This is a genomic window from Streptomyces silaceus, assembly GCF_001419745.1.
Lineage (GTDB): Bacteria > Actinomycetota > Actinomycetes > Streptomycetales > Streptomycetaceae > Streptomyces > Streptomyces silaceus.
The window spans coordinates 1-5,995 of sequence record NZ_LIRJ01000133.1; the positions used below are offsets into that span (position 1 = coordinate 1).

The following is a 5,995-nucleotide window of genomic DNA, read 5'->3' on the forward strand; positions in this document are numbered from 1 at the left end:
CCCCCTCGCCGCTCCCCTCATCGCCCCTGCCATCACCTCGATGAACAGGGCATTTTCTTTTTCCGATCATTAATGCGGGCGGATCGGTGATCTAGAGAACCGGTTCCGTCAACGGTTTTGAGGCATTACCACTTTCGAGGCCAATCCGCTTCGACGATCATTTGCTGGGAAGCAATCTCAGGTCAATTCCGTTTGTGGCGCTCTGTTTTGATCAGGTTCCGCTCCCTACAATCCGTCCACATCTTGAGCTCAGCCCAAGCGTCAAGGAGGACGAATGGCGGGGCTTTCTACCCCTCATCAGTTTGACGATCCCTCAACCTTCGCAGCCGCAGTGCTGACCGACGACAATCGTCTCATCGTGATGGTGATCGCGGCCGTCGCGCTGGCGGCGCTCGTCGTCGCGGGCGTCCTCGTGCGCCAGGTGCTCGCGGCGGGCGAGGGCACCGACAGCATGAAGAAGATCGCGGCAGCGGTCCAGGAAGGCGCGAATGCCTATCTGGGGCGGCAGTTGCGCACACTCGGCGTATTCGCCGTCGTGGTGTTCTTCCTGCTCATGCTGCTGCCCGCGGACGACTGGAATCAGCGCGCCGGACGATCGATCTTCTTCTTGATCGGAGCGGCGTTCTCGGCGACCACCGGCTATATCGGTATGTGGCTCGCCGTGCGCAGCAATGTGCGCGTGGCGGCCGCCGCCCGAGAGGCCACTCCGGCGGAAGGCGAACCCGAAAAGGATCTCACCGCCGTCTCGCACAAGGCCATGAAGATCGCTTTCCGTACGGGCGGCGTCGTCGGCATGTTCACGGTGGGGCTCGGTCTGCTGGGCGCCTCCTGTGTGGTGCTCGTCTACGCGGCCGACGCGCCGAAGGTGCTGGAAGGTTTCGGCCTCGGCGCCGCGCTGATCGCGATGTTCATGCGTGTCGGCGGCGGCATCTTCACCAAGGCCGCCGACGTCGGCGCCGACCTGGTCGGCAAGGTCGAGCAGGGCATTCCGGAGGACGATCCGCGCAATGCCGCGACCATCGCCGACAACGTGGGCGACAACGTCGGCGACTGCGCCGGTATGGCCGCCGACCTGTTCGAGTCGTACGCCGTCACGCTCGTCGCCGCGCTGATCCTCGGCAAGGTGGCGTTCGGCGACTCCGGGCTCGCCTTCCCGCTGCTGGTTCCGGCCATCGGTGTCATCACCGCGATGATCGGCATCTTCGCGGTGGCGCCCCGGCGGTCCGACCGCAGCGGCATGAGCGCCATCAACCGCGGCTTCTTCATCTCCGCGGTCATCTCGCTGGCGCTGGTGGCCGTGGCCGTCTTCGTCTACCTCCCGTCCACGTACGCGGACCTGGACGGCATCACGGACGCGGCGATCAGGGGACACGACGGCGATCCGCGGATCCTCGCGCTCGTCGCCGTGGCCATCGGCATCGTGCTCGCCGCGCTGATCCAGCAGCTCACCGGGTACTTCACCGAGACCAACCGGCGGCCCGTCAAGGACATCGGCAAGACCTCGCTGACCGGTCCCGCGACCGTCGTCCTGGCCGGCATCTCCATCGGGCTCGAATCGGCCGTCTACACCGCGCTGTTGATCGGGCTCGGCGTGTACGGGGCGTTCCTGCTCGGCGGTACGTCGATCATGCTCGCCCTCTTCGCGGTGGCCCTCGCCGGTACGGGGCTGCTGACCACCGTCGGCGTCATCGTCGCCATGGACACCTTCGGTCCCGTCTCCGACAACGCGCAGGGCATCGCCGAGATGTCCGGTGACGTCGAGGGCGCGGGCGCGCAGGTGCTCACCGACCTGGACGCCGTCGGCAACACGACGAAGGCCATCACCAAGGGCATCGCCATCGCCACCGCGGTCCTCGCGGCGTCGGCGCTCTTCGGCTCGTACCGCGACGCCATCGCGACCGCGGCCAAGGACGTCGGCGAGAAACTCGGCGACGGCGCCCCGATGAACCTCGTCATGGACATCTCCCAGCCCAACAACCTGGTGGGCCTCATCCTCGGCGCCGCGGTCGTCTTCCTCTTCTCGGGGCTGGCGATCAACGCGGTGTCGCGGTCGGCCGGTGCCGTGGTCTACGAGGTGCGGCGGCAGTTCCGCGAGCGCCCCGGGATCATGGACTACACCGAGCAGCCCGAGTACGGGCGCGTCGTCGACATCTGCACCAAGGACGCGCTGCGCGAGCTGGCCACGCCGGGTCTGCTGGCCGTGCTCACGCCGATCGCGGTCGGCTTCACGCTCGGCGTCGGCGCGCTCGGCTCGTTCCTCGCGGGCGCGATCGGCACGGGCACGCTCATGGCGGTCTTCCTCGCCAACTCCGGCGGTGCCTGGGACAACGCCAAGAAGCTCGTCGAGGACGGTCACCACGGCGGCAAGGGCAGCGAGGCCCACGCCGCGACGGTGATCGGCGACACGGTCGGCGACCCGTTCAAGGACACCGCGGGTCCGGCGATCAACCCCCTGCTGAAGGTGATGAACCTGGTGGCGCTGCTCATCGCGCCCGCGGTGATCAAGTTCAGCTACGGCGACGACGCCAGTGTCGGGATGCGGGTGCTGATCGCCGTGCTCTCGATTCTGGTCATCATCGGCGCGGTCTACGTCTCCAAGCGGCGGGGCATCGCCGTGGAGGACGACGGCGAGGCCGAGCGTGTGGCCAAACCGGTCGACCCGGCCGTGGTCTCGTGACCTGGTAGTCCGTCACGGGATCCCCGGATTTGGTGACTCCGGGTCGGGCTCTGCCCAACACGCGGGCGGACGGCGCTTTTTGAGGTGCCGTCCGCCCGTCGGCGTGCGCGGCGGGGTCGTGAGCCTTCTCTCGTGCCGTCGCCCCTTCTGCCCCTTGGTGCAAATGGCTGCAATAGCGGTTGTACCGGGCCCCCGGCATGCGGTTGTCGCCCAGTTGGCGTGTAAGTTCCGGGGCCGAGAGCCATGGAAGGGACCAATCCGGTGAACAAGAAGCTTGCGGCCGCACTGTCCGGCGGTGCGGTACTGGTACTCGCGTTGTCGGGGTGCAGCGACGACGGCAACAAGAAGCTCGACGACTGGGCCAAGAAGGTCTGCGACTCCGTGCAGCCCCAGTCGAAGAAGATCGCGGACGCCAACGCCGCGATCCAGAAGGAGACCTCCGACAACAGCTCGCCGGCCGACGTCCAGAAGACCGACTCCAAGGCGTTCCAGGACATGTCCGACGCGTACAAGGCGATGGGCGCCTCCGTGAAGAGCGCGGGGGCCCCGCCGGCGGACGACGGCAAGAAGAAGGCGGACGACGCCGTCAAGGAGCTCAACGCGATCTCCAAGTCGTACGAGGACCTCAAGAAGCAGGTCGACGGCCTGGACACCAAGAACCAGGCGGACTTCGCGGATGGGCTCAAGGACATCGCGGGAGAGCTGGACAAGCTGAGCAAGAGCGGGAACGAGGCGCTGGAGAAGCTGCAGGAGGGGGAGGTCGGGAAGGCGATGAGCAAGCAGGACAGCTGCAAGAGCGCCTCCGCCTCGCCCGGCGCCAAGAGCTGAGCCTCTCTGACGTACGCCGCCTCGGCGCCGGGGCGCTTTCCGCCCGCGCCGGGGCGGCGTTCTGGTTCGCGGGCCCCGGCACCCGAGCGGAAGCGGTGCGCTTCGTCGCCTGCGGGTCACAATGGTCGGCGTGAGTAACGTCAGTCTCCCCCTGCCCTCGTCCGACCGTGCCGATGTCGCCGCTTCCCTGCGGAGTGCGCTGATCGGTGCCGACTTCACCGCTGACGGGCTGCTCGAGCTGCTCGGGGCGCCCGCGTACGCGGCGCTCGCGCGCAGTGAGACCGTGCCCGCACTGCGGGCCACGCGCGGGGACGGGGCCCTCGCGGCGCTCGTACGTCTCTTTCTGCTGCAGGAAAACGTGGCGCACGCGCGCGTGGCGGACGTCCTGCCCGTCGACGCCCTCCTGGAGAGCGACTGGCTGGTCGAACGGGACGGCGGACTCGCGGCGACCGTGGACGTGCGGCCGTACGGCGGGCCGAGCGGCGAGGACTGGTTCATCGTCTCCGACCTCGGCTGCGCGGTCGGCGGCGCCGGCGGCATCGGCAGCCGCGCGGAAGGCGTGGTCCTCGGAGTCGGCGGCGCGTCCACGACACTCGCGGGGATCACGGTGCGTACGCCCGTGGCCAGCGCCCTTGATCTCGGCACCGGATCCGGCATCCAGGCCCTGCACGCCGCACAGCACGCCACGCGCGTGACCGCCACCGACCTCAACCCGCGGGCCCTGCGGTTCACCCGGCTCACCCTGGCGCTGTCCGGGGCCCCGGAGGCGGATCTGCGGGAGGGCTCGCTGTTCGAGCCGGTGGCGGACGAGACGTACGACCTGATCGTGTCGAATCCGCCCTTCGTGATCTCGCCGGGGGCGCGGCTCACGTACCGCGACGGCGGGATGGGCGGGGACGATCTGTGCCGCTCGCTCGTTCAGGAGGCGGGGGAGCGACTGAACGAAGGGGGGTACGCCCACTTCCTGGCGAACTGGCAGCACGTGGACGGCGAGGAGTGGCAGGACCGCCTGCGCTCCTGGGTGCCGCGCGGCTGCGACGCCTGGATCGTGCAGCGCGAGGTGCAGGACATCACGCAGTATGCGGAGCTGTGGCTGCGGGACGCGGGCGACCACCGCACGGACCCCGCGGACTACGCGGCGCGGTACGAGGCGTGGCTGGACGAGTTCGAGGCGCGGGGCACGCGTGCCGTCGGGTTCGGCTGGATCGCGCTCAGGAAGACCGGCGCCGCCGAGCCGTCCGTCACCGTCGAGGAGTGGCCGCACCCCGTCGAGCAGCCGCTCGGCGACACGGTGCGCGCGTTCTTCGAGCGGCAGGACTATCTGCGGACGCACGACGACGCGGCGCTGCTCGCGGCGCACTTCAAGCTCGCCGGTGAGGTCGTGCAGGAGCAGGTCGGGCTGCCGGGCGCCGAGGACCCGGAGCACGTCGTGCTGCGCCAGAACCGCGGGATGCGCCGGGCCACCAAGGTGGACACGGTGGGCGCCGGGTTCGCCGGGGTGTGCGACGGCTCGCTGAGCGCCGGACGGATCCTGGACGCCATCGCCCAACTGGTCGGTGAGGACCCGGTGTTGCTGCGGGACCGGACGCCCGCGCAGATCCGGCTCCTCGTGGAGCAGGGCTTCCTGCTGCCGGTCGAGGCGTAGGGCGTCTGCGCCGCGCCGCCGGTCGGGGCGTAGCGCATCTGCGCTCCGGACGCGGGGAGGCAAAACCGGCCAACAACCCGCCCGTTTCAGGCAAATTGGGTGCGATACGCGGTGAGGGGCGGGGCGGGCGGGCCCGGCGTGCCGTGCGTGGCACAGGCAGGCCGTCCGCCGTTCACCCCGATTTCGCGCTCCGGATTCCCTCGCGTGTCAGCCTCCCGGCAGGGGAACTCGGCACGGGGAGGCACGACCATGGAGAGCGGACCAGCGATCTTCGCCGGGACGGTGTTCGCGCTGTTCGGCGCGGGACTGCTGCTGTGGACCGGTGCGCGGGTCGCGCACCGCGCGCCCGTCGCCCAGGGTGTGAACCCCGTCGCATCGGCGACGCTCGCGGCACTCGCCGGATCGGGCGCGCTGCTCCTCGGAGTGTGGTGCTTCACACGCATGTGAGGCCGCGCAGGTGAGGCGGAGCTCGGGGGCGGGGCCCGGCGCGGGTCCGGCGACGGTGCCGAGCGGCGAGCACTGACCCCGCTCGTCGAGGGAGCCGGCGTCGGACGCGGACGCTGGAGCCGCCGCCGGAGAGCGGTGGCGGCAAGGGGTGGCGTAGAGCGCCGCAGAGGAGCGGTACGCGGACGTGACGCCGAGCCGCCGACGACCGGGGCGCGGCCCGCCGCGCCGAAGAGTGCGCCCCCTGATGAGCGAGGCCGGGAACCCTGCGGCGCAGGGGCTCCGAGGCCGTTGGGGACCGCCTTCCCGCCATAAAGCGGAAGATTCCACTCCGGCAGGGTGGGCCCTCCCCTTCCGACGCGCCGCGCACCCCCGCGCCGCCCCCCGCGCCACTCCCGAGG

The 5,995-nt window shown here is 70.1% G+C and carries 4 protein-coding genes; all 4 read left to right on the plus strand.

The annotated features are described in order from the left end of the window. Positions 1-274 precede the first annotated feature (274 nt). Positions 275-2,677, plus strand: a complete 2,403-nt coding sequence (locus tag AOK22_RS14425) for a sodium-translocating pyrophosphatase (protein ID WP_055699039.1) — start codon at positions 275-277, stop codon at positions 2,675-2,677. A 243-nt stretch (positions 2,678-2,920) separates the two neighbouring features. Next, entirely contained in the window at positions 2,921-3,505 is a 585-nt protein-coding gene (locus AOK22_RS14430; RefSeq protein WP_055699040.1) for a hypothetical protein, read from the plus strand. Positions 3,506-3,626: 121 nt separating this feature from the next. Beyond that, positions 3,627-5,150, plus strand: a complete 1,524-nt coding sequence (locus tag AOK22_RS14435) for a DUF7059 domain-containing protein (protein WP_208606396.1) — start codon at positions 3,627-3,629, stop codon at positions 5,148-5,150. A gap of 249 nt (positions 5,151-5,399) precedes the next feature. After that, positions 5,400-5,597, plus strand: coding sequence for a hypothetical protein (locus AOK22_RS14440; RefSeq protein WP_055699041.1), 198 nt, complete (start codon positions 5,400-5,402; stop codon positions 5,595-5,597). Positions 5,598-5,995: the final 398 nt, after the last annotated feature.

What these genes read in the sequence shown, in the direction of transcription:
- AOK22_RS14425 (WP_055699039.1), top strand. Translation starts at nt 275, where the DNA reads ATGGCGGGGCTTTCTACCCCTCATCAGTTTGACGATCCCTCAACCTTC.
- AOK22_RS14430 (WP_055699040.1), top strand. Translation starts at nt 2,921, where the DNA reads ATGGAAGGGACCAATCCGGTGAACAAGAAGCTTGCGGCCGCACTGTCC.
- AOK22_RS14435 (WP_208606396.1), top strand. Translation starts at nt 3,627, where the DNA reads ATGGTCGGCGTGAGTAACGTCAGTCTCCCCCTGCCCTCGTCCGACCGT.
- AOK22_RS14440 (WP_055699041.1), top strand. Translation starts at nt 5,400, where the DNA reads ATGGAGAGCGGACCAGCGATCTTCGCCGGGACGGTGTTCGCGCTGTTC.